Raw genomic sequence first — 20,790 nt, forward strand, 5'->3', positions numbered from 1 at the left:
GCGGGAAACATTCCTACGCCAACCAATTCATCCATGCCTTCTGCTTCACGATCCGATTGGACACTGGGTTACTGCACGAACATTCATCCGGGAATCGAAGTCGACGCGATCTGCAAAAACCTCAATACGGTCTCCGCAGAGGTTGCCCGCCGACGGGAACAGGCATCCGGCCCGCTCGGTGTTGGCCTTTGGATTCCGCACGCAGCCTCTGTCGAATTACGGCGACACGGCATGCCCCCGCTCGAAGAAGCGGTCGGACATAAGAGCCTCCTCGCCTACACCGTGAACGGATTCCCGTACGATGATTTTCACGGCGACCGGGTCAAACACGCCGTGTACCAACCTGCATGGTGGCACGACGAACGAGTCGGATACACACGGGATTTGGCGAAAATCCTTGGCGATTTGCTACCCGAGGGCATGACCACGGGCACGATCAGCACACTGCCGCTGGGTTGGCCACGCCAGATCGACGAACATGAATCGACCGAGACAAATCCCGTTTGGCGCGACGTCACCGAAGACGAACTCCACCACGCGGGAACCAACTTCCGCCGGTTGGCCGAAGACCTGCGAATGCTCGAGAACCGAACCGGCAAACGAATCATCGTCGCGATCGAACCCGAACCCGGTTGCCTGCTCGAACGATCTGAACAGGTCGTTGAGTGGTTTCAAAAACAACTCCCTGACCCGACACACCGACGATACATCGGCGTCTGCCACGACGTTTGCCACTCGGCCGTCATGATGGAAGATCAACGTGAAACACTCAAACGGTATGCCGATGCCGGCATCGTTCTCGGGAAGGTGCAGATCAGCAGCGCGATCGTGGCGGATTGGAAATCAGCCGAACCTTCCGACCACCCGGCTGTCCTAGAACAACTGCGATCTTTCGCCGAAGATCGTTACCTCCACCAGACCGGACGCCGCACCGCAAACGGCCGTTTCGAAATGGCGGAAGACCTTCCCGAACTGCTCGACGCGACCGCCTCGACGCCGATCAAGGATGAGCGATGGGTCGTCCATTTCCACGTCCCCGTTTTCCTCGAAAAGTTCGGTTTGCTGAAGACAACGCGTAACGAAATTGCGGAAGCCCTCGACGCGGTCGAACAGCTATCGGCCCCACTGGCTAAGGGTTCTCGCTCGACACGATCGGTGCTCGAATTCTCCGGCCACCTCGAAGTCGAAACGTACGCGTGGTCCGTCCTTCCGGACTCGCAACGAACCGGCCCTCTCGCTATCGACGACTCGATGTCACGCGAAGAAGCCATGGCTCGCGACATCGCTTACGAAATCGACTACGTCGCGGGATTGCTGACGTAAACAGGCAACCGACGCTTGGCAGGGGCACCGCTCACTCGCTGGCTCCCCATTCCCCATCTCCTCCCCACCCTGCAACCTCTCCCCAAACCCATGTCGTCTTTCATTTCCTTAGGCGTTAATGTTGACCATGTTGCGACCGTGCGTCAGGCCCGGCGAACGACTGAGCCCGATCCGGTCATCGCGGCCGCTCTGGCCGAACAGGGTGGCGCCGACGGCATCACCTTTCACTTGCGCGAAGACCGACGCCATATCCAAGACCGTGACGTCGAACTGTTCATGCAGACGGTTCGCGTCAGCACGAATTTCGAACTGGCCTGCGCCGATGAAGTCCTCAGCATTTGCTGTCGCCTGAAACCGGACTGGGCGTTGCTCGTCCCCGAGAGCCGCGAAGAAGTCACGACCGAAGGCGGACTCGACGTCGCATCGGATCAGGGGCGTGTTCGCGATGCGGTCAAACGAATCGCCGACGCGGGAATTCAAACGAGCCTGTTCCTCGACCCGGATCCTCGGCAAATCGACGCCGCCGCTAAACTCGGTGTCGACGCGGTGGAATTGCACACCGGCCCCTACGCGATCGCCACGCGAGACCAAGCCGCCTCGGAACTGGAACGACTGCGAAGCGTTGGCAAACAGATCACCGAGTACGGCATGCGATTGCACGCCGGTCACGGTTTGACCTACGCCAACGTTCGTCCCGTTGCCGCGATCGACGGCATGCGTGAACTCAATATCGGGCACAGCATCGTCAGCCGCGCCGTGATGGTGGGAATGAAAGAAGCCGTCGCCGAGATGCGACGACTCCTCGATTCGGCATCACTCCTCAATCTCAACAAATGAGATTCCAAGCGATTGCAGCACCACGAGGTACAACAGGTACAGTACCGGGATAAGCAGCAACACCAAAACCGTTGCCACCATCAATCCGAAGGCGAGACTCGTCGCCATCGGTATCAACAACTGAGCCTGGAACGACTTCTCCGTTAACAACGGCACCAGCCCCGCGATCGTCGTCAAACTGGTCAACATGATCGGGCGGAATCGACGCTCGCCGGATTGCAACAACGCCTCGAGCGGTGGCTCGCCCGCACGGACACGTGAGTTGATGAAGTCGATCAACACGATCGAATCGTTCACAACCACTCCGGCCAACGCCACCAACCCGAACATACTGAAAAGGGTCAGAGGCAAACTCAGCACCGCGTGTCCCCACACGGCTCCGATCATTCCAAAAGGAACGATCGCCAAAATCAACAACGGTTGTGCGTAACTACGGAACTGCAGCACCAACAACACGAACATGCAAACAATCGCGACGATGAACCCGATCAACAGACTGCCCACCGATTCACGGCTTTGCTCCTGCTGCCCTTCCCACCGAATAGATACGTTGGGATACAAGCCAGAAAACTCGGGCAGATAATCGCGTTTGAGCTCACCGATGATGACATCGGCGTTCGCGGTCGTCTCATCAAGGTCAGCCGAAATCGTGATGCTGCGTTGCTGATCCACACGGTTGATTTCCGAAAACCCGCGTTGCAGATCGATTTCAGCTAGCTCGCCGATCGGCCGCATCGTTCCGCTTCCATCGCTGACGCGAATCTCTCGAAAGTTCACCAGCGAGGCGCGTTCTTCCTTCGGGTACCGGACCATCAACTTGACCTCGTGCCGACCACGTTGCAAACGCATCACCTCGGCCCCGTAGTAAGTATTGCGGACCGTTTGACCGAGATCGGTGGGCGTCACGCCGGTCGACAACGCGGTGTCTTTTACGCGGAATTGAAACTCCCACTTACCCGGTGTGTTGTCGTCAGAGATGTCATACACCCCGGCAAACTTCTCGACGCGTTTCTTCATCGTTTCGGTCGCTTCGAGCAACTCATCAATGTGTTCGCTCGACGCCAGCAGCTTGAATTCGATCGGCTTACCGCCCGGACCCGTGCCAACACTTCCGAAAGTCATTTTCTCGACCCCCGGGACTTCACCGACCTCCCGTCGCCAACGATTGATCAACTCATCGCTGTGCACACCGCGGATTTCGGTTCCGTGCAGTTCCGCAAAAATCTGCCCTGAGTTACTGCCACTGCTGCTCTGTCCGCCCATCGGCCCCTGAGTGTTCGCGATCGCACCGACTTCACGGTAGGCCAAACGGACCGGGCCGACATAGCTGCCTTGCGCGGGAGGATAGATCGCCTCGATGGGACGACGTTCCTTCGCAGCACGTTCTTCGGCGAATTGCCGGCTGACTTTCGCCAGCGCGACTTCCATCCTGCGAGTCGCCATGTCCGTCGCGCCGGCGGGCGTACCATTGGGAAACACCACCGTCGCCTGCAGGTAATTGTTGTCCGTCTTCGGAAACAGCACGCTCTTGACGACACCGCCACGGACCATGCCGAACGTTCCGACCAACATGCCAATCGCAACCGCGATCGGCAACACCGGATTCCGCAAACAGAACCTCAACGTAGGAACGTAGATGTTCTTTGCGAACCATTCCATCGCGTCACTGGCGTGAGAATTAATCCACAACAGCAACAACATGAACGGCCGCAACGGATAGGTGACGATGGCTGCAAAGCGGAAAAATCCGGCATGCGAATGTGCCAAGTGACACGGCAGCACAAACGTGCTTTCCCACAACGAGATGATCAACATCGCGATCACCGCAAAAGGGATCACCGCCATGAATTTGCCCATCACCCCGGATACAAAGAACATCGGCGAGAACGCGATCACCGTGGTTGCGATCGATGCGGTCACACTCGGCAAAACTTCCGTCGCCCCGTCCACCGCCGCGTCCATCAACGTCTTGCCCATCTGACGATGCGCGTAGATATTCTCGCCGATCACAATCGCATCATCGACGACGATCCCGAGCGCAATCAGGAACGAAAACAACGACAACATGTTAAGAGTCTGATCACCGTAGGATAGCGCCGCTCCCGCACCCATGATCGAAATGGGAATGCCAAGGGCCACCCAGAACGCCAAACGGACTTCGAGGAAAAACGCTAAGACCAAGAAGACCAACGCCAGACCTTGGGCACCGTTGCGCAGCAACAACGCCATCCGGTCACGCACGTCGACACTTGTGTCGCCCCACAAAACCAATCGATACCCCGGAGGCAATTCGGCAATTTCCGCATATCCACGAACATCGTCGACCAACGCGAGCAAGTCTTCGCTCTTGGTGCGCTGCACGTTCACAACGAGCGCGGGTTCGCCGTTGATCTCACCGACCGCGGTCACGTCTTCGAACTCGTCTCGAACGACGCCCAAGTCACCTACCGTCAACACCACACCTCCCGGTTCGGTGATCAACGGGATCGTTTCGATTTCGGGACCGACGCGTCCTTTGTTTTTCGCCCGCAGCAGAATTTCCTGCCCCTGCGATTTCAACTGACCGCCCGGCAACTCCACGTTGTGAGCCCGAATGAGGCCTGCGACTTGATCGAGCGTTAACCCATACGAGCGCAGAGTCGCCTCGGGGATTTCAACATCGATTTGATAGTCACGCGTGCCCATCAATTCCGCCACCGAAACGCTCGGCAACAGCAGCATCTCCGAACGCACACGCTCGGTCACTTCACGCAGCGCCAATTCACCACGACGCGAGCGATCGTCCGGTCCGATCACGCCGACGCGAATTGCGGTATCACGAAACGTGATCTGTTCCACGCTCGCGTCTTCGGCGAGGTCCGGAAAACTCGGAATCCGATCGACTTCTCGGTCGATCTCCGACATCACCTTTTGAACGTCGTCGACGTCGCTCCGCAATTCTGCGAGAACGTAGCCGGTCCCTTCCAGTGCGATCGAGGTGACCTTTTTGATCCCGTCGATCGAACGAATCGCCTCTTCTATTTTTTGACAGATCGCTTCCTCGGCATCCTGGGGTGTCGCGCCAGGATAGGGCACCGAGATCATCACGACCTCCAACTCAAACTCGGGAAACACCTCACGCCGCATCGTCATGAACGCGCCCGCGCCGATCAGCACCAACGCAAACATCACCACATTCATTCCGGGCGCGTTGTGGATCGCCCATGAAATCGCTCGTCTCATCGGTTCACCTCCGACTCAGCGGAATCGGACTTCCGTTGCCGCTCGCCATTGACGGCAACCTTTCGCGATTGAACGCGGGCTGACTTTGGATTTGGCGACACGCCTTCGGGTCCCGTCAAACGCAGCCCCGCGATCTCTTCCGCGGCGGTCGTGGTCACTTCACCAACGACACTCGCCGGTGCACGAACGGGAAAGACATCCGTCCGCAAATTTCCGACCGGTGACACCACGACAAACGAACCATCAACGAGCACATCGCCAGACACTTCGCAAATCCACGACTGACCCGTTGCCTGAACTTCCGAATCGAGATCATCGCCAGGAACGTTCGCAATGAATTCCTCCTCCGTCACGAACAGATCAATCGGACGGATATTTTGACGGATGACCAAATTGCCCGGCACCCACGCGGCCGGGTCAAAGCCCGCCATCGGGTCCGTCTCGGATCGTCCGGCTGGCTCATCTTTGCCGCCCTCAGACTCTTCCGGCGATGCGTCATCGGACTTCGACGCATCGGCGATCTGTTCGGTCGCCTGCTCAGGCGCGGCGGACGGTTCGGGTTCGTCTGCATCGCCTCTGTCTGCATCGCCACCTTCCGCCTCGTCACCCTCAGGCGTGATGGAAACATCCAGCACGCTCGCGTCAGGCAAAAACTGCCAAACACGATTGCCCGGCTTGAGCGCCTCGCTAGGCAAGACGACCAACTCCACCGCCGGATCGAGCTCCAACCGCAACTTGACGAACATGCCTCGCACTAACGCCGTCGGTCCAGCGATTTCATCCGAGGCGTTCATTTTCTTGGTCACCTTCCCGTCACGAATCACTTGAAAGGTTTGCGGATCGTCGACCAAGATCCGTACAGGAACGGTTCGCGTTTGCTCATCCAATCCGATCCCGTCATAGCCGATCAGATTGCCCGTCCACTGGTAAATCAAACCGTCGCGGCCCGACACGACATAGCGAACGATGACGGGCGTCGGAGGCAAACGGTATCCGCGGTCTTGAGTGTTCAGGGGCGCCGTCAATGCAGCGTCGGTGTCATCGGCAACGTCCGCTTTGCGTTGATTGAGAACCCAATAAAGCTGGTCCGTCCGCAGCTTTGCCGCCACCTCGACCTTCGACGTGTCTTCGATCGTGACGACCGGACTCCCGCGAGCGACAAATGTATTTAACTCCGCCTGTTCACTGACCACGACTCCGCTGATCGGGGCCTTGATCTCGGTGCGGCGAAGGTTGTTCTCAGCGGCTTCGAGTTGCATCGCCGCCAATCGCTCAGCGGATTCCAACCGGGTTCGTTTCTTTTCTGAGAGATCGAGTTGGTTCTGATAAACAACGAGTTGTTGCTGCGCCGACAACAACGCTCGCCGTGCCTGATCGAGTTCGCCTTGACTGGCAAACTGACTCGGTAACGCTTCTTGTCGTTTGAGTTCGCGTCGTTGCAGTTCAATATCAGCTCGCGCTAGTTCCATCGAGCGTTTCGTGTTAACCATCTCCTGATCAACTTCGCCGAGCGCCTCGTATTCCTGCTGACGCTGGCGCTGCAACCGTTTGACTTCGAGTTCATAGTCGGTGGGGTCGATCCGCATCAACACCGCCCCCTTGGTCACGTATTTGCCGGTTTCACACAGTGGCGATTTTTCGACAATTTGTCCCGCCACTTCCGTCGCCAGAATGACTTCCCGAAAAGGAACCACGGTTCCGTCGGCACTCAGATGCAATTTCTCGCCCGTACTGACCAGCGACCGAACCGGGACCACGTCGACGGCAGGCAAGGCGAACAATCGGCCGACGGGTGTGTCGTCAATCGGCGGTCGCGCCGCCGACTCGACCGTCCCGAGCATCCAAACGATTCCCGCCGCGGCACATAACAAAATGACCGGAATGACGAGGTTGTAAATCAACCACCTCGGCAAGTTGCGGAGTGGCTTGACCGGCAAATCGGGATTGCCGGGCACCTCACCGCTGCCGTGCAAAGTCGCCCCGGCGTAATCCCCACCGGACGCACCGAGCCCCGGTGCTCTCGCCGCATCACCGTGAGCGGTCGAATCACCGTTGGTGGATGAGTCACCATTGGTCGATGGAGGAGAATGATTCGGATCGGGCGGCAATTTCTTCTCCGATCCCGCGTACGGATCCCCGGTCGGACCTGGGGACTTTGCTTCAGTCGATTCGATACTCATGACGGCCTATTTTCTTTTGGTTTTCTAATGCTTCGATTTTGTTTCGTTCTTAGGTCGTGGGACCCGGAGATGACTGAACCGATCGATCTTCTGTTCCGGTCGAATTGCTCGCGTCACGGTCGATCTGCTGATGCACCTGCACGATGTCCGATCGACCGCATGCGGCCAGCGTCGTGGCCGTGATGTGTCGGCAGAGCGAATCGACGTCGAAATGCCGTGCACGAACTTCGGGCTGGACGAGCTGTTCGATCACCTGTTTGCCGAGGAGGTAGTGCAAGCACTGACCAACAACGCCAAGTGCGACTTGCGCGACCAGAGCGTTTTCCTGCCAGGAACGGGTTGGCTGCGACTTCGCCGCCTCCAACGGAGCAATCAATTGCTCGATCGTCTGGCAGAGCGCGTCATGAATCGGACGAAAGTATTCCTGAATGACTTCGCTCAACGCCGCCGTCGGCTGCTGAACCTCCCGCATCATGAGCATCGATTCCCATCCCGTGCTGTCGCTCGACAGCATCCGCGACAACAACGTTCGAACGAGCTTGCGGAGCGTCTCTTCGGGTGGAGCGTCCCCCACCACAGGAGCCGGAAACGCCCGCTGGCGTCGATTCCGAATCCCCGCCAACACGGCGCGGTAGAGCCCCATTTTGTCGCCGAAATAATAATTGACCGCAGCAATATTGACCCCAGCAACTTTGGCAATTTCACGCACGGGAGCCCGATCGAACCCGCGTCGAGCGAATACGGGCCCCGCGGCGGCAACCAATCGAGCCGAAGGGTCCCCCGCGACCAAGGGCGTTTTGCCGACGGGCGAACCACCGGCATCCGAGTCCGCGTTCGACAATTCGTCGGAACCGAGCGGATCTTGCGACAAATTTTGTTGAGAAGGAGGCATGAAGGCCGTTCAAGAGAAGAAAAAGTACCCCGAAAATGCGATTTCACACCCATCATGACTGGAAGCTCGAAAAAGTTAAACACCTGTTTGAAACATTTGTTTTATTTTGCCCACCCCATCGATTTCGCGACAACTGCTAGACTGTGGGCTTCCCCATCCACCCGCCTCCCCTCGCAACAAGACTGCTGATGTCCGCAACTCCCGCCGACGCTTCACAAGGTGGCTCGATTGACCACGTTTTGACCGAAGACCGCCTGTTCCCGCCATCTGCCGAGTTCACAAAAAACGCTGTAATTTCGACGCAAGATCAGTACGAACAACTCTATGCGGCCGCCCGCGACACCCCGGACGATTTCTGGCGCGACCAGGCCAACGAGCACCTGCATTGGTTCGAACCGTTCAGTGAAGTCTGCCAATGGGAGGCACCTGACGCAAAATGGTTCGTCGGAGGCAAAACAAACGCCTGTTACAACTGCGTCGACGCCCACGTCGAAGCCGGCCGCGGCGACAAAACCGCGATCATCTGGGAGGGTGAACCCGGCGACAAACGAACGCTCAGCTATCGAGAATTGCAAACCGAAGTCGCGAAATGCGCCGAAGCCTACCAACAACTCGGCGTCGGCCTCGGTGACGTGGTCAGCATCTACATGCCGATGACGCCGGAACTGGCAATCGCGATGCTCGCCTGTGCCCGCATCGGTGCGATCCACTCGGTGATTTTCGCCGGATTCAGTGCCGAATCGATCGCGGACCGGAACAATGACGCCTCCGCCAAACTGATGATCACGTCCGACGGACTGAATCGCCGGGGCAAAGTCCTGCCGCTGAAACAGACCGTTGACGAAGCCCTCGACAAATCCACCACCGTGGAAAAGTGTCTCGTCCTTCGCCGCACCGGTGGCGACGACACTCCGATGACCGAAGGCCGTGACGTGTGGTGGCACGACGTCGTCGACACCCAACCCGGCGTCCTGCCCGCGACCCCGCTCGAGAGCGAAACGCCGCTTTTCATCCTTTACACCTCTGGCAGCACCGGTAAACCCAAAGGCATTCTGCACACGACCGCGGGCTACAACCTGTGGGCTCGCCGCACGTTTGAATGGGTGTTCGACCATCGCGACGACGACATCTACTGGTGCACGGCCGATTGCGGTTGGATCACGGGACACTCCTACATTGTCTACGGCCCGATGACGGCGGGTGCGACATGCTTGATGTACGAAGGCGCGCCCAATCATCCCGCCGAAGACCGTTTTTGGGATCTCGTCGAGAAATACAAAGTCACCATCCTTTACACCGCACCGACCGCGGTACGCGCCTTCATCAAATGGGGCGACGAACACGTCGACAAACATGACCTGTCTAGCCTGCGATTGCTCGGCAGTGTCGGCGAAGGCATCAACCCGGAAGCCTGGATGTGGTACCACGAAAAGATCGGCGGCGGCAAATGCCCGATCGTCGACACGTGGTGGCAAACCGAAACCGGCGGAATCATGATGAGCCCCCTCCCCGGCATCACGCCAACCAAGCCCGGGTCATGTACCAAACCGTTGCCCGGAGTCATTCCGAAAATCGTTGACGAAATCGGAAACGAAGTCGACAGCGAACACGGCGGCAAACTCTGCATTTCGCAGCCATGGCCCGGCATGTTGCGTGGCATCTGGGGTGATCCCAAACGTTTCGTCGATCAATACTTCAGCGACGTGCCGGGACAATACCTCACCGGCGATAACGCGCGACGCGACAGCGACGGGTACTACTGGATCATGGGCCGGATCGACGACGTGATCAACGTTTCCGGTCACCGACTCAGCACGATCGAAGTCGAAAGCGCGTTGGTCTCTCACCCCGACGTTTGCGAAGCCGCCGTTGTCGGCCGCCCCGACGATCTCAAAGGCCAAGCCATTGCGGCATTCGTCACGACGACCAACCGCGAAGTCAACGACGAATTCCTCAAAGAACTCAAACAGCACGTGAGGAAACAAATCGGTGCGTTAGCCCAACCCGATGACATCCGCTTCACTTCGGCTCTTCCGAAGACACGCAGCGGCAAAATCATGCGCCGGTTGTTGCGTGACGTTGCCGCCGGACGCGAATTGGCGGGCGACACGTCCACCCTCGAAGATCTCGCGTCCATCGCGAGCCTGCAAGAGAAGGATTGATGCCGTCGCGTCGCTTACACGATAGCGAGACTCTGAGATCGCGAATCCAAACCGGCACCAATCGTCGATTGGTGTCGTGGTTCGCGGCAGCCTACCTCGTGGTCATGTTCACCACGATGATTTGGGTGACCCGGAAATTGGATCACTCGATGCGCCGACTGACTGGCCGATCGATCCAATCCATTTTGGTCGGCAACGTCGCCCGGGTTCGGCTGCACATTGTTGAACTCGAACGCGACGCGGAACAACTGCTCGCAAACTCATCAATCCGCACCTCACTCGTCGAATCACTGACGGTAGATTCTCCGGCCCCAAACCCACAGGTAACGAGAACCGGCGGCACTGCCGCGACCGACGGCGACGAAGAAAGCGACACCGCCAATCGCGGCCCCCAAAAATCGCTCATCACGCGCCACCCACTCACCGGTGGTTGGATTTTGACGGACGGCGCCGGACGCGTCGTCGCGTCCGATGACGAGGCCCGCATCGGTACATTCAGCCAATGGACCGATCACAATCGCATGCAATTGCTGGGCAACAAGTCCACTCTCGTCTTGCCGCCTCTTCAATCAGACACCCCGACAATGTCTGTCCTGTCCCCTTTGACGGAGGAGAACCAACTGCTCGGCGCGTTCGGATGGCTCATCGACCCTCGCCGCTATCTCAGCGCCCGAATGTCGATCACCCCAACCGATGCAACCTACGTGTTTGACCGGCAGGCTCGCATGTTGACCCGCAGCCGTTTCGGCTCGCGCCTTCCGTTTTCGGCTTTGGAAACCGACGAAGAACCAACGGCCTGGCAACCGATCCTGATCCGCGATCCCGGCCGGTTTCTCGAATCCCCCGAAGAAATCACCGCTGACGAACTCGCTCGTCGCCCACTCACACAGATGGCCGACCAAGCCACACGAGGATCCGCAGGCGTCAACACCGATGGGTACAACGACTACCGAGGTGTTCGCGTTGTCGGCGCGTGGCAATGGCTGCCTGAGTTCAATCTCGGGATGGCGATGGAGATCGACGCGGACGAAGCCTTCGCGCCCGTCAATATTCTCCGCCGAGTGATCGTAGGATTGTTCGGTTTACTGACACTCGCGGGCCTCTGCGTGGCAGGACTGGCACTGTGGTCGGCCCGCCTGCAAGAACGTTTGCAGGATCGCGACCGCGGACGCCGCCGCTTGGGACAATACGAATTAACCGAGTTGCTGGGCGCCGGTGGGATGGGTTCGGTCTATCGCGGTCGCCACCAATACCTTCGCCGCGACGTTGCGATCAAGGTGCTCGAAGGCGAAGACCTGTCGCGACAATCGATCGAACGCTTCCGCCGCGAAGTTCAATTGACGTCCACGCTCCGTCATCCCAACACCATCGCGATTTACGACTACGGCCAAGCCCACCGGTTGTTCCATCACAACATCGAAGAAGGGACACACGATACCGATAGCGTTTTCTATTACGTGATGGAATACATCGATGGGATCTCGCTGCAACAGCTCATCGATTTCTATGGCCCCCAAGACCCGACCCGCGTGATCCATCTGTTGCTGCAAATCTGCGGATCGATCGCCGAGGCACATGACGCCGGTCTGATCCACCGCGACATCAAACCCGCCAACATCCTATTGAGTGCCCAAACGAACTCGTGGGACTTTATCAAAGTGCTCGACTTCGGCCTCGTAAAGGACCTCGGACGCGTCGACGACACCGTGGCACTGACGATGACGCGGAGCGATTCGATCACCGGCACCCCACTCTACATGGCGCCCGAAACGATCCGCGACCCGACCGCCGCGAGCATGTCCGGTGACCTATATTCGATCGGCGCGGTGGGATACGCCCTGCTCACCGGGCAAACCACTTACGACGGAGACTCCGCAATCGATTTGTGTTTGAAACAACTCGAACGCGCCCCCGTCCGCCCTGAAACACGGCTGGGACGCGTCTTGCCCGATGGGCTGCAAAACCTGATCATGGAGTGCCTCTCCCTGCAATCCGATTCGCGTCCTGCGTCCGTCAATGAACTCGTTACCCGCCTCGACGCACTCCCCGAATCAGGACGTTGGACGCAAGCCGACTCGGCCCTTTGGTGGGAAACCGTCTTCGAAGCCAATCGCCAACGCACGCCGGTCGAGACCAAGAACCCTACCCTCGCCGACCATCCACTCAATTCCGCACCGTAGCCACACATGTCATGGATGATCCTGACGCTCGTTTCAGCATTGATGCTGGGGCTCTACGACGTCGCCAAGAAAGTCTCCGTGCGTGGCAACGCGGTCCCGATGGTGCTGCTGGTCAGTGTCAGCGTCAGTGCAGCGATCTGGACGGTGATGCTGCTCGTGCAGACTTTCCTGCCATCCATCGCCGTTCCAAAATTACTGGTGGTGGAATCAATCAGCGGCAAAGGACACCTCGCGTTGGCGGGCAAGTCGCTGCTCGTCGGTGCCTCCTGGGTGCTCGCGTTTTACTCGCTCAAGGTCCTCCCTCTTTCGATCGCCGCCCCGATCCGCGCGACTAGCCCGCTGTGGACGCTCTTCATCGCGATCGTGTTTTTGGCTGAACGGCCCGCGCCGCTGCAGTGGCTCGGAATTGCCATCGTGCTCGGTTCGTTCTGGGCGTTGTCGTTGGTCGGCGCCAAAGAAGGAATCCGATTTCGAACCGATCGCGCCGTTTGGTGGATGATTGCGGCAACGATCCTCGGTGCGTTCAGTGCAATTTACGACAAACTGTTACTGCAAGAGTTCGGATTCAGCCCCGCCACCGTCCAGGCATGGTTTAGCGTTTACCTCGTGCCGGTGATGACCCCGCTCGCCGTGCGATGGTACCTCGAACAAAAAAGAGACGATCCGGCTAAAATCGTCCAGTTCGAAATGCGAGCGTCGATCGTCTGGATCAGCCCACTTTTGCTGGCCGCCGACATGGCGTACTTCTCCGCATTGGCTGATCCCGATGCACTCATCTCCATCGTCTCTCCTCTGCGTCGAGCCAGCGTTGTCGTCGCGTTAATTTTCGGCAGCCGCATGTCGGGCGAAATCAATCTCAAACGAAAAGCCGCCTGCGTTCTCGGCATCCTCACCGGCATTATTCTGCTGATGTTGTAGCCGGATCAGCGAAATCCATCCGCTGCCTCGCGGATTCCCGATCCAGACGAACCGTTACACCTTGGCCGCCTCGATGCCGTGATGGTCGAGCCCCATCAGTTCAAAAATCTCGTCGCGAATGCGAAGATACTCGGGGTCATCGAGGTTTCGAGGTCGCGGCAGGTCCACATCCACGACGGCGCGGATTTGCGCGGGACGATCACTCAGCACCACGACACGGTCGGCCAACTGAACCGATTCTTCCACGTCGTGCGTCACAAACAAGATCGTCTTCTTTTCTTGACGCCAGATCTCGACCAGATCGGCTCGCATCTTCAATCGCGTCAACCAATCGAGTGCACCGAGAGGTTCGTCCATAAACAAGACATCGGGTCCCGACGCGAGTGCACGAGCGATCTCAACTCGCTGCTTCATGCCACCGGACAACTCGCGAGGATACGCGTGCTCAAACCCCGTCAGACCGATCATTTCCACGTAACGCCGAATGATCTCGTCTTTCTCTTGCGGTGATTGGTCAGCGAGCCCGAATCCGATGTTTTGCGAAACCGTCAACCACGGAAACACCGAGTTGTCTTGAAAGATAAAAACACGCCGCCGGTTCGGCTGATCGACGGGCACCTCGTCAATCAAAACCTGCCCCCGAGAAGGTTTTAGAAACCCGCACGCGATATTCAACAATGTCGACTTACCGCAACCCGATGGACCGACGATGCAGACGAACTCGCCCTCTCGCACATTCAGATTAACCGAGTCGAGCACTTGGACCTTGGCCCCGTCTTCAGCGGTAAAGCACAACTCGATGTCGCGGAATTCGATCTTGGGTGTTTCGACAATCATCGCTTTGCGGTCCCTCGACGTGAAAGGGCAGTGTTTTCAATCCGAGCCATGACGCCGTCCAAAAACATCCCGATGATTGAAATCACGACCATCGCAGCGACCACCAAATCGTATCGAAGGTTGTTTCGTGAATCGTTGATCTGAAAACCCAATCCCGACTGCACGCCCAACATTTCCGCGGCGACCAAAACCACCCAGGCGATCCCGAGTGCCAACCGCAACCCGGTCAATATTTGAGGCATCGCCGCAGGAAGGATGACTTGGAAAAGAACCGTAAATCCGCTCACCTCAAAATTGGTGGCCACGCGAAGATACTTAACATCGATGCCCTCCACCGCCGATGTCGCCGCCGTGATGATCGGAAAGATCGACGCCAGGAAAATGAGAAAGATCGCCGACAGATCACTCGGTTCCCACCACGTCACGCCGCCAAACACCAGCACCGCGATTGGCAACCAGGCGATCGGTGAGATCGGACGTAGACCTTGGACCAACGGATTAACCAATTCGCGAAACCATCGCGACCAACCGATCGCCAATCCGACCGGAACGCCCACAACAACCGCGAGAGTGAATCCCCACATGACGCGAAAGACCGACGCGATGATGTAACGCCACAACAGCCCGCCGGTGGCCAGCTCGATCAATCCGGTCAACGTTAACCAAGGCCCCGGCACATCCGTTCGACCGTTGCCGAGCGTCACCAAATGCCAAACCAAGAGGAAGATTCCGATTCCGATCAACCCGAGCAGTATTTTGCGTCCGTGCATCAATCCTGTGCCTCATCCCCGACGGGCAAATCCGAGACGGGTAAATCTCCGACAGGCAAATCCCACGTGCCGGACTTTTCAAACGACGGGTCACAATAATCGTCGAAACCGAACGGATCGTCTTTGGTCACGGGGCGGAAACTGAAAAAGCCCAGCCGTTCGGCGTAGTCTTGAATTTCCGCGAAATCTTGCTCGGCCAGATCGAGGCTGCTGTAACTGACTCGGTCGAGCGGCCGCGTCAAAACGAACTTCAACAACTCAGGGTCTTGGTTGTAGTACTCTTGTCGAGACGCAATCAACGCGGCCTGCATGCGGGGCGAACGCCCAAAGCCATCGGGCACAATCGTCGCATCAGCGTCCTTCGAACTCGCGTCACCTTCGGCGGCCAATCCCGCCATCAAACGATCATCCCCTTCGTCGATCCATTTACCCGACGCCGAGATGCCTTGGACCAACTCGCGAACGATCTCCGGATCTCGGTCGATCAAACGCTCGGTCACGACCAACACGCACGAGATAAAGTTGGGCCAGATGTCTTTGGTGAAGTACAGCACACGCCCGAATCCATCGACTTCTGCCTTCGCCGCAAACGGTTCTCCAACGATGTACGCTTCAAATTGTCCGGACTTTAATCCCGCTGGCATCTCCGGTGGCGGGTAGTCGATCAAGGTGATTTCAGCGTTCGAGAAATGGAATTCATCTTTCAATTTCTCGATCAGAATTCGTTGATTCGAATAGCGATGCGGAATCGCAATTCGTTTCCCTCGCAAGTCCTCAAATGTTTTGTAAGGAGAGTCCTCCTTCACGACGATCGCCGTTCCATCACGGTGGCCCAAATGCACGATCTTTACCGGCGTCCCCTGTCGCTGCATCACCATCGCCAGAGGCGCGAGAATGAAGGCCGCGTCGAGGTTTCCCGCGTCAATGTCTTCGGTCATCGCCGGCCAACTCGTGTATCGCCATGAGACAAACTCCGAGTGGTCCTCCGAATGTTTGCTCACCCAACTCGTGACCGGGCACGTCAAATGACACGTCACGGGCAGATGCCCGACCCGCAACGACTTGCGCACATCCGAACCATCTGCTTGCGAACCGCTTTGAACGCCGTCGAACAAACGAAGGTTAAAATGGGCGTGAAGCAGAGACACCGTCGCCAAAGCAATCAGGAGTTTGCCGAGATGTGCCATCGTCGCTTCGGTATAAGAGAGGTGCTGGGGTTGGCGAGGGATTCCACGTTTTGCGGACATCGTCGCCGCTACGCAAGAAAGCGTCACAGCGGAAAGCCCGATGCCGCGGACTGAGCAGACCGCAGAGCAGACCGCAGAAACTGGATCATTCTCTTCCCCCCCCCGCGGCCATCCTGGATCGCATCCCCGAACATAGCTATCACGGAGAAATCAAGCAATCGCATGAACCCATCGCACCCATCAATCCTCCCAAATGAAGTCATACGTTACCTACCATTGCCGTTGAATCGCGCCCCGTCCGCAACGCGACTTCACTAAACCCGCCATTCCACCGAGATCACCATGGCCCGCAAACTTGATCAAATTCTTGTCATCGACGTTGAGTCGACTTGCTGGGACGGACCACCGCCGGCGGGAGAGACCAGCGAGATCATCGAAATCGGTCTTTGCCCACTCGACGTTGCATCGCTGTCACGCTCCAGCAAGCACAGTATCCTGGTCGCGCCGAAACTCTCATCGATCAGTGGCTTCTGCACCGAACTGACCACACTCACGCCCGACATGTTTGCTGGCGCCGGCGCACTCGCCGATGCGGTCAGACGACTGAAGAAAGAATTCGAATCCAAAGACCGTGCCTGGGCGAGTTGGGGTGACTACGACCGAAGACAATTCGAACGCTGCTGCCACACCGCCGACGTCGGTTACCCGTTCAGCCCAACTCACTTAAACGTCAAGTCATGGTTCGCCGTCACGATGGGACTCCCTCACGAAGTCGGCCTCGACACCGCGTGTCAGAAGATAGGCATTGAAATGGAAGGCACTCATCATCGCGGTGACGACGACGCGTGGAACATCGCGGGCGTGCTCGGCCAGTTGCTGCAGAACTCTCGATCGCCTCTCTCATGAACCGCATTCATCTCTTGTTCGTCTGCAGTCGCAATCAGTGGCGCAGCCCAACGGCAGAACAGATCTACCGCAACGATGCTCGAGTCAGCGTTCGCTCACGCGGCACGGCGAGAAATGCAAAACGAACGATCAATGCCGATGACATTCGATGGTCTGACCTGATCCTCGTGATGGAGGACAAGCACCGCCGTCGGATCCTGGCCGACTTCCCCGATCCTTCGCGGCATACTCCGTTGCACGTGCTCGACATCCCCGACGAATACCAACCGATGGATCCCGAGTTGGTCGAACTGATCCGATCCGCGACCGAACCTCACCTCGACGCAGTGCACCAAGAACAACTCCGCCGCGAACAACTCCGCCGCGGGCGACAATAAACGCAAACGACGCCAGTCCGCCCCGCGACAATCTGTCCCGCGATCACAGCCCGCGTTGAAACAGCCTCGATTTCAGGGGATTAAATTGTCGCCCCCCTTGCGGCCCTGAGGGCGTTGAACGAGCCGATTTCCCTGTGTTTTCCGGCCTCAGGACCGCAGCAAAAGTCAGGGTCGGGGTGTATCGGCACGGCCAATTCAAACGGCCACGACGTTAGCATGTGCGTTACCCATCGCCACACGTTAAGATTCCGTGAATCAGCGTCCCCGCGACTAGGCAAATCGGCTGACTTTGCTCAAGCTACGGCCCTCGGTCGAGGGCATTTCGCCCCGACCGACCGTCCTCTTCAGATCCCCCCAATGCACCCTCATGCGGATTGGCAACCGCGAATCAGTTAGCGTTACCGCTCCGTCACGACCGCTTCGATTGCGGCACCATGCCGCTGACGAAACGCCCTCCGAATGGAATCTCGACTCGCAACGCCCCACAACCGTTGCCCCCTTCTCCTCGCACAGTACCAATCGAGAGACTCATGAGTGACGCCACCCCGGCAACGAGTTTTGACGGAACCGCCATCGACAACGAATCGCTGCTCGACCCAGCACCTGACACGCTGCACGCATCCACGTCGAAGTCAAACGTGCTGCAGTGGATCGCAGTCTCGATCCTGGTTTATTTCCTCGTCTGCGCAGTCGGACTGATCGGCTCGGGATTCAAAGCGGCCACGGGCGACGAAGCCAAGGAAATGTTCGCCTTCGCAACGAACCCGTTTGCCGGCCTCGTCGTCGGAACCGTTGCGACTGCTCTGATCCAATCGTCGTCAACGGTGACTTCAATCATTGTTGGCTTGGTCGCTGGCGGCCTGCCCGTTTCGGTTGCCGTCCCCATGGTGATGGGAGCCAACATCGGCACCTCGATCACCAACACGATCGTTTCGCTCGGACACGTTCGCGAAAAGAAAGAGTTCGCGCGAGCGTTTTCGGCGGCCACGGTTCACGACTTCTTCAACTTATTGTCTGTCGTGATTTTCTTGCCGCTCGAGATGGCATTCGGGTTCCTGGAAAAAATCGGCGGCGCACTGGCGGGCCTTTTCGTCGTCGAGAACGCCTCGATGGGCAGCATGAACTTTGTCAAAGCAGCGACCGCTCCTGTCGTCGGCACGGCTAAACACTACGCACTGGATCTAGGTGATGCCGTCGGCGGAACACTGCTGATCATTGGTGGCGTGTTCCTGATCTTCATGACAATTCACTACGTCGGAAAACTGCTCAAACATTTGATGGTGGGCAAGGCGAAAGAGATCATGCACTCCGCGATCGGAAAGGGACCGATCTCGGGAATCATTTCAGGCACGATTGTCACCGTGTTTGTTCAATCATCATCGACCACGACATCGCTGATGGTTCCGTTAGCCGGTTCGGGTGCGTTCGGGTTGAAACAGATTTACCCCTTCACACTCGGGGCCAACATCGGAACGTGCATCACCGCGTTGCTCGCGGCGACGGCGGTCGAGGGCAACGCGAACGCGGCGTTACAAATCGCGTTCATCCACCTGACATACAACGTTCTCGGCGTGTTAGTCATTTATGGTATCCCCTTCCTACGGTTCGCACCCGTGCGGGCGGCCCAGTGGCTCGGAGCCACGGCGGCCGAAAACAAATTCGTCGCCCTGGCGTACATCCTGGGCGTCTTCTTTGTCATCCCGGGAATCTGCCTCGGCATTTCCAGTCTCGTATAAGGCAAACCCATGACCGATATCGAAAAAATTTCTAACGAGAGCATACGCGACCTCATCGCCGATACCGAATCAACACTGGGTGAACTGAAAGCCGAACTAATGCGCCGCGAAATCGCCGCACAGGACATGGAAATTGAACACCTCGAAGAACACATGCGGGGCGCAAAACTGTCACTGAACACGATCAAAGATTTCCTCGCTTATCTGTTGGTTGAAAGCCGCTCGAAGAACTGAGTCTTACTCTCCAAGCACCGACGAAATGCAAGATTACCAACGCATCCGAGAAGAAGTCCTCGATTCGATCGATGAAGAAATCGAAGCCGAACTCCGAGACCTGCTGCTAGACAAACTCGACAACGAACGTGGCGGCGAGCAGAACCGCCTCACCCGCACGCAGTACTTTCGCCACCTGCTTCGCCTGCAATTAGAACTGGTGAAATTGCAGGACTGGGTGATTGCGACAAAGTCAAAAGTTGCGATCGTTTTTGAAGGACGCGATGCGGCCGGAAAGGGCGGCGTGATCAAGCGAATCACGCAACGATTGAACCCGCGTGTTTGCCGCGTGGCCGCTCTGCCGGCTCCCAACGAACGCGAAAAAACTCAGTGGTACTTCCAACGCTACGTGCCGCACTTGCCCGCCGGCGGCGAGATCGTGTTGTTTGACCGCAGTTGGTACAACCGCGCCGGTGTCGAACGCGTGATGGGATTCTGCACCGATGATGAATACGAAGAGTTCTTTCGCACGGTCCCCGACTTCGAACGCATGATCGTGTCGTCGGGCACCTATCTGCTGAAGTATTGGTTCTCGATCTCGGACGAAGAACAAGCGTTTCGCTTTCAGTGCCGTATCGACGATCCTTTGAAGCAATGGAAATTGAGCCCGATGGATCTCGAGTCTCGCCGACGATGGGAACAGTACACCGTCGCGAAAGAGATCATGCTGAACAAAACCAACCTCGAAGGAGCACCGTGGTGGATCGTGGACGGCAACAACAAGAAACGCGCACGCCTGAACTGCATTCATCATCTGCTGGAACAGATCCCGTATCAGGAAGTCGAGCAAGACTCCGTTGAACTGCCTGAACGACGACGCGGCGATGACTACCAACGCCACCCGATCCCGCGAGAAGTCTTCGTTCCGGCGGTTTACTAGGCCCCAACGAACACTTGACGTGCGAATCGCAAAGCACACCACGACTCCATTACGAGAAACGCACCACGCCACAAAGGCGATGAACTGATCAACGTTCCGCGAGACGATAT

General features: G+C 57.7%; 16 protein-coding genes. 10 read left to right on the forward strand and 6 right to left on the reverse strand.

Annotation, left to right across the window (positions count from 1 at the left end; translation table 11 throughout):
* The first annotated feature begins 33 nt into the window (after positions 1-33).
* Together eboE and FHS27_RS02505 are read left to right on the forward strand one after the other, a co-directional pair.
* Entirely contained in the window at positions 34-1,323 is a 1,290-nt protein-coding gene (eboE, locus tag FHS27_RS02500) for a metabolite traffic protein EboE (RefSeq protein ID WP_184301337.1), read from the forward strand.
* Between the two features lie 90 nt (positions 1,324-1,413).
* Positions 1,414-2,160 (forward strand): pyridoxine 5'-phosphate synthase, encoded by a 747-nt coding sequence (locus FHS27_RS02505; protein WP_184301339.1) that lies wholly within the window; start codon positions 1,414-1,416, stop codon positions 2,158-2,160.
* On the opposite strand, the gene FHS27_RS02510 is transcribed toward FHS27_RS02505, so the two are convergent.
* Genes FHS27_RS02510 through FHS27_RS02520 form a run of 3 tightly spaced genes read right to left on the reverse strand, consistent with a single transcriptional unit; the run spans position 2,137 to position 8,454 of the window.
* Positions 2,137-5,382: an efflux RND transporter permease subunit gene (locus FHS27_RS02510; RefSeq protein WP_184301341.1), complete on the reverse strand. Its 3,246-nt coding sequence runs from the start codon at positions 5,380-5,382 to the stop codon at positions 2,137-2,139. The genes FHS27_RS02505 and FHS27_RS02510 overlap by 24 nt on opposite strands.
* The gene (locus FHS27_RS02515; RefSeq protein WP_184301342.1) at positions 5,379-7,562 is read right to left on the reverse strand and encodes an efflux RND transporter periplasmic adaptor subunit; all 2,184 of its coding nucleotides are present in this window, start codon (positions 7,560-7,562) and stop codon (positions 5,379-5,381) included. Before FHS27_RS02515 ends, FHS27_RS02510 begins: the two co-directional genes overlap by 4 nt.
* Positions 7,563-7,611: 49 nt before the next feature.
* Complete coding sequence (locus FHS27_RS02520; RefSeq protein WP_184301344.1) at positions 7,612-8,454, reverse strand: CerR family C-terminal domain-containing protein; 843 nt, start codon at positions 8,452-8,454, stop codon at positions 7,612-7,614.
* 188 nt (positions 8,455-8,642) lie between these two features.
* Here FHS27_RS02520 and acs point away from each other — a divergent pair, with 188 nt between their 5' ends.
* From acs to FHS27_RS02535, 3 genes are read left to right on the forward strand one after another with little or no spacing between them, the layout of a single operon-like run.
* Complete coding sequence (gene acs, locus FHS27_RS02525; protein ID WP_184301346.1) at positions 8,643-10,616, forward strand: acetate--CoA ligase; 1,974 nt, start codon at positions 8,643-8,645, stop codon at positions 10,614-10,616.
* Entirely contained in the window at positions 10,616-12,796 is a 2,181-nt protein-coding gene (locus FHS27_RS02530) for a serine/threonine-protein kinase (protein ID WP_184301348.1), read from the forward strand. Before acs ends, FHS27_RS02530 begins: the two co-directional genes overlap by 1 nt.
* Positions 12,797-12,802: 6 nt before the next feature.
* The gene (locus FHS27_RS02535; protein ID WP_184301351.1) at positions 12,803-13,714 is read left to right on the forward strand and encodes an EamA family transporter; all 912 of its coding nucleotides are present in this window, start codon (positions 12,803-12,805) and stop codon (positions 13,712-13,714) included.
* 54 nt (positions 13,715-13,768) lie between these two features.
* On the opposite strand, the gene FHS27_RS02540 is transcribed toward FHS27_RS02535, so the two are convergent.
* The 3 genes from FHS27_RS02540 to FHS27_RS02550 are packed head-to-tail and all read right to left on the reverse strand — an operon-like array spanning position 13,769 to position 16,568.
* Positions 13,769-14,551, reverse strand: a complete 783-nt coding sequence (locus FHS27_RS02540) for an ABC transporter ATP-binding protein (RefSeq protein ID WP_184301354.1) — start codon at positions 14,549-14,551, stop codon at positions 13,769-13,771.
* The gene (locus FHS27_RS02545) at positions 14,548-15,321 is read right to left on the reverse strand and encodes an ABC transporter permease (protein ID WP_184301357.1); all 774 of its coding nucleotides are present in this window, start codon (positions 15,319-15,321) and stop codon (positions 14,548-14,550) included. Before FHS27_RS02545 ends, FHS27_RS02540 begins: the two co-directional genes overlap by 4 nt.
* A complete protein-coding gene (locus tag FHS27_RS02550; RefSeq protein WP_184301360.1) occupies positions 15,321-16,568 on the reverse strand; it encodes an ABC transporter substrate-binding protein in 1,248 nt (415 codons plus the stop codon). The genes FHS27_RS02545 and FHS27_RS02550 overlap by 1 nt, the downstream gene beginning before the upstream one ends.
* A 282-nt stretch (positions 16,569-16,850) precedes the next feature.
* On the opposite strand from FHS27_RS02550, the gene FHS27_RS02555 reads away from it, so the two are divergent.
* The 5 genes from FHS27_RS02555 to ppk2 all read left to right on the forward strand — a co-directional run bounded on the left by FHS27_RS02555 (position 16,851) and on the right by ppk2 (position 20,680).
* Entirely contained in the window at positions 16,851-17,414 is a 564-nt protein-coding gene (locus FHS27_RS02555; RefSeq protein ID WP_184301363.1) for a 3'-5' exonuclease, read from the forward strand.
* Positions 17,411-17,791 (forward strand): low molecular weight protein tyrosine phosphatase family protein, encoded by a 381-nt coding sequence (locus tag FHS27_RS02560; RefSeq protein ID WP_184301366.1) that lies wholly within the window; start codon positions 17,411-17,413, stop codon positions 17,789-17,791. Before FHS27_RS02555 ends, FHS27_RS02560 begins: the two co-directional genes overlap by 4 nt.
* Before the next feature lie 530 nt (positions 17,792-18,321).
* On the forward strand, positions 18,322-19,527 hold the full coding sequence (locus FHS27_RS02565) for a Na/Pi symporter (RefSeq protein WP_246419030.1): 1,206 nt from the start codon (positions 18,322-18,324) through the stop codon (positions 19,525-19,527).
* Positions 19,528-19,536: 9 nt separating this feature from the next.
* On the forward strand, positions 19,537-19,761 hold the full coding sequence (locus tag FHS27_RS02570; protein WP_009096670.1) for a hypothetical protein: 225 nt from the start codon (positions 19,537-19,539) through the stop codon (positions 19,759-19,761).
* Between the two features lie 25 nt (positions 19,762-19,786).
* Positions 19,787-20,680, forward strand: a complete 894-nt coding sequence (ppk2, locus tag FHS27_RS02575) for a polyphosphate kinase 2 (RefSeq protein WP_184301369.1) — start codon at positions 19,787-19,789, stop codon at positions 20,678-20,680.
* The last annotated feature ends 110 nt before the right edge of the window (positions 20,681-20,790 follow it).

Source organism: Aporhodopirellula rubra (genome assembly GCF_014192335.1).
GTDB lineage: Bacteria > Planctomycetota > Planctomycetia > Pirellulales > Pirellulaceae > Rhodopirellula > Rhodopirellula rubra.

What these genes read in the sequence shown, in the direction of transcription:
- eboE (WP_184301337.1), top strand. Translation starts at nt 34, where the DNA reads ATGCCTTCTGCTTCACGATCCGATTGGACACTGGGTTACTGCACGAAC.
- FHS27_RS02505 (WP_184301339.1), top strand. Translation starts at nt 1,414, where the DNA reads ATGTCGTCTTTCATTTCCTTAGGCGTTAATGTTGACCATGTTGCGACC.
- FHS27_RS02510 (WP_184301341.1), bottom strand. Translation starts at nt 5,382, where the DNA reads ATGAGACGAGCGATTTCATGGGCGATCCACAACGCGCCCGGAATGAAT.
- FHS27_RS02515 (WP_184301342.1), bottom strand. Translation starts at nt 7,562, where the DNA reads ATGAGTATCGAATCGACTGAAGCAAAGTCCCCAGGTCCGACCGGGGAT.
- FHS27_RS02520 (WP_184301344.1), bottom strand. Translation starts at nt 8,454, where the DNA reads ATGCCTCCTTCTCAACAAAATTTGTCGCAAGATCCGCTCGGTTCCGAC.
- acs (WP_184301346.1), top strand. Translation starts at nt 8,643, where the DNA reads ATGTCCGCAACTCCCGCCGACGCTTCACAAGGTGGCTCGATTGACCAC.
- FHS27_RS02530 (WP_184301348.1), top strand. Translation starts at nt 10,616, where the DNA reads ATGCCGTCGCGTCGCTTACACGATAGCGAGACTCTGAGATCGCGAATC.
- FHS27_RS02535 (WP_184301351.1), top strand. Translation starts at nt 12,803, where the DNA reads ATGTCATGGATGATCCTGACGCTCGTTTCAGCATTGATGCTGGGGCTC.
- FHS27_RS02540 (WP_184301354.1), bottom strand. Translation starts at nt 14,551, where the DNA reads ATGATTGTCGAAACACCCAAGATCGAATTCCGCGACATCGAGTTGTGC.
- FHS27_RS02545 (WP_184301357.1), bottom strand. Translation starts at nt 15,321, where the DNA reads ATGCACGGACGCAAAATACTGCTCGGGTTGATCGGAATCGGAATCTTC.
- FHS27_RS02550 (WP_184301360.1), bottom strand. Translation starts at nt 16,568, where the DNA reads ATGTCCGCAAAACGTGGAATCCCTCGCCAACCCCAGCACCTCTCTTAT.
- FHS27_RS02555 (WP_184301363.1), top strand. Translation starts at nt 16,851, where the DNA reads ATGGCCCGCAAACTTGATCAAATTCTTGTCATCGACGTTGAGTCGACT.
- FHS27_RS02560 (WP_184301366.1), top strand. Translation starts at nt 17,411, where the DNA reads ATGAACCGCATTCATCTCTTGTTCGTCTGCAGTCGCAATCAGTGGCGC.
- FHS27_RS02565 (WP_246419030.1), top strand. Translation starts at nt 18,322, where the DNA reads ATGAGTGACGCCACCCCGGCAACGAGTTTTGACGGAACCGCCATCGAC.
- FHS27_RS02570 (WP_009096670.1), top strand. Translation starts at nt 19,537, where the DNA reads ATGACCGATATCGAAAAAATTTCTAACGAGAGCATACGCGACCTCATC.
- ppk2 (WP_184301369.1), top strand. Translation starts at nt 19,787, where the DNA reads ATGCAAGATTACCAACGCATCCGAGAAGAAGTCCTCGATTCGATCGAT.